The organism is Brevundimonas vesicularis, from assembly GCF_900445985.1.
GTDB classification, from domain to species: Bacteria; Pseudomonadota; Alphaproteobacteria; order Caulobacterales; family Caulobacteraceae; genus Brevundimonas; species Brevundimonas vesicularis_D.
In genome coordinates this window covers 1-2,222 of record NZ_UAQP01000034.1, presented here as the reverse complement: position 1 = coordinate 2,222, position 2,222 = coordinate 1, and the positions used below count along the sequence as shown (strand labels likewise).

General features: G+C 52.4%; 3 protein-coding genes. 2 read left to right on the top strand and 1 reads right to left on the bottom strand.

Going from position 1 to position 2,222, the window contains the following annotated elements:
* On the top strand, positions 1 to 342 hold a 342-nt coding region (locus tag DT343_RS18720; protein ID WP_258522621.1), incomplete at its 5' end, for a formate dehydrogenase accessory protein FdhE.
* A gap of 299 nt (positions 343 to 641) precedes the next feature.
* Here the strand turns inward: DT343_RS18720 and DT343_RS18635 are convergent.
* Positions 642 to 923 (bottom strand): hypothetical protein, encoded by a 282-nt coding sequence (locus DT343_RS18635; RefSeq protein WP_258522623.1) that lies wholly within the window; start codon positions 921 to 923, stop codon positions 642 to 644.
* Between DT343_RS18635 and hrpA the strand changes: the two genes are divergently transcribed.
* A partial coding sequence (gene hrpA, locus DT343_RS18630; RefSeq protein ID WP_258522622.1) for an ATP-dependent RNA helicase HrpA occupies positions 840 to 2,222 on the top strand: 1,383 nt, incomplete at its 3' end. The genes DT343_RS18635 and hrpA overlap by 84 nt on opposite strands.

Genomic DNA, 2,222 nt, shown 5'->3' with positions numbered 1-2,222 from the left:
GCGATGATGACAATCTGCGCTACCTGCATTGCCCGCGCTGCAATAGCCGCTGGAACGCCCTGCGCGCCAAATGTACCTTCTGCAACCAGCAATCCGGCATGCAATTACAGCAACTCAGCGCCCCGAACGCGGAAAAAACACCATCTGCCTAGCGCGCTGCGCAGCGCACGCGCGGAAAGCTGCGACCGCTGCAAACACTACCGTAAATTCTTCTTCCTGCGCGAACAAGCGCTTGCCGACCCGATTGCGGACGATCTTGCCAGCCTCGCCTTGGATATTCTGATTGGCGAAAAAGACTACAGCCGCGGCGGCTACAATCCTTTTTTAATCCGCCAAAACTGAAAACATTTTATAGTCGATTAAAATAAAAATGAGACAACACCGTATCATTACAATGTTAATCGACTATACAAAGTCCATTCGATTGTTCCTGCAAACCATGACAAAATAGCGCTTTTTCTTGCAAGCTATAGTCTCTTAACTTCAAAATGAGATTATTCTAAGCGCTTCTCCTGACAAAATGTGTATTTCTAAGTCTCATTTTGAAGTTAAGGTACTATAGTCAAAGAATTGAAAAAGTATTACGGCGTTGGCTCGCCTTGCCGTACGCTCTTGTACTGTCTGCGGCTCGCCGCCTTGTACTACTTTTTCACTTCTCCGACTATATATAAAGACAACATGGCAGCCAAACCCTCGGCGGGACTCATGCACTTTTCAATAATAGCCTTGAAGCTGCCTACATCAGCCCCATATTTGTTTTTATTTTCGCCATTAAACGCTTCATGACTACCAGCCTTCCCCAAAATTTTTCCCATATTCTTTGCCAAGACCGCCATGCTTTGCGTAGTTTGGCGTATAAAATCCGCCAACGCGAGCGGCGTGGATTGCCAGCCGAGCAGATGCGCGAGAAATATCTCAAGCAATATCAATCCTCAAATACCGCTTATCAACAGCGGCTGGCGCAATTGCCCAAGCCTGCATTAAGCGCGGATTTACCGGTGCTTGCCAAGCAGGCGGAAATCCGCCGCCTGATTGAGCATCATCAAGTCGTGATTATCAGCGGCGAAACAGGCTCGGGCAAAACCACGCAATTGCCGCAAATCTGCTTGGATTTGGGCTTGGGCGCGGCAGGCATGATTGCGCATACGCAGCCGCGGCGTATTGCCGCGCGTTCGGTTGCCGACCGCATTGCCGAAGAATTGGGCGTGGCTTTAGGCAGCAGCGTCGGTTATCAAGTGCGTTTTGACGAGCAAATCAGCGAACAGACCGCGGTCAAACTGATGACCGACGGCATGCTGCTGGCAGAAACCCTGTCCGACAAATTTCTCTCGCAATATGAAGTTATTATTGTTGACGAAGCGCATGAACGCAGTCTCAATATCGATTTCCTGCTCGGCTATCTACGCCAATTACTGCCCAAGCGCCCCGATTTAAAAGTCATCATTACCTCCGCCACCATCGACACGGAAAAATTCGCCGCCCATTTCAATAATGCGCCGATTATCAATGTCTCCGGACGCAGTTATCCCGTAGAAATTCGCTACCGCGACCCTCTGCCCGACAGCGATATGCAGGACAATATCCTGCAAGCGGTAGAAGAACTCGACCACGAAAGCCGCGGCGATATTCTTATCTTCTTCCCCACCGAACGCGATATCCGCGAGGCGGCGGACAGCCTGCGCAAAGCCAATCTGCGCGATACCGAGATTCAGCCCTTGTTCGGACGTCTCTCGCTGGCCGAACAAAACGCCGTCTTCCACCCCAAAGGCAAGCGGCGCATCGTCTTAGCCACCAACGTGGCGGAAACCTCGCTGACCGTGCCGCGGATTAAATACGTCATCGACACCGGCACCGCGCGTATCAGCCGCTATTCTCTGCGCAGCAAAACCCAACGCCTGCCGATCGAAGCCATCTCGCAGGCCGCCGCCAATCAGCGTGCAGGGCGTTGCGGACGCTTAAGCGCCGGCATCTGCATCCGCCTCTACAGCGAAGAAGATTTCAAACAGCGTCCCGCCTTTACCGAGCCGGAAATCCTGCGCACCAATCTTGCCGCCGTCATCTTGCAAATGCTGGTCTTGCATCTGGGCGACATCGCCGCCTTTCCCTTCGTAGACAGCCCCGATCAGCGGCAAATCAACGACGGCTACCGCCTTCTATTCGAACTACGCGCCGTTGATGAAGACAAGCGCCTTACCGCTCTAGGCAAGAAAATGGCGCATCTG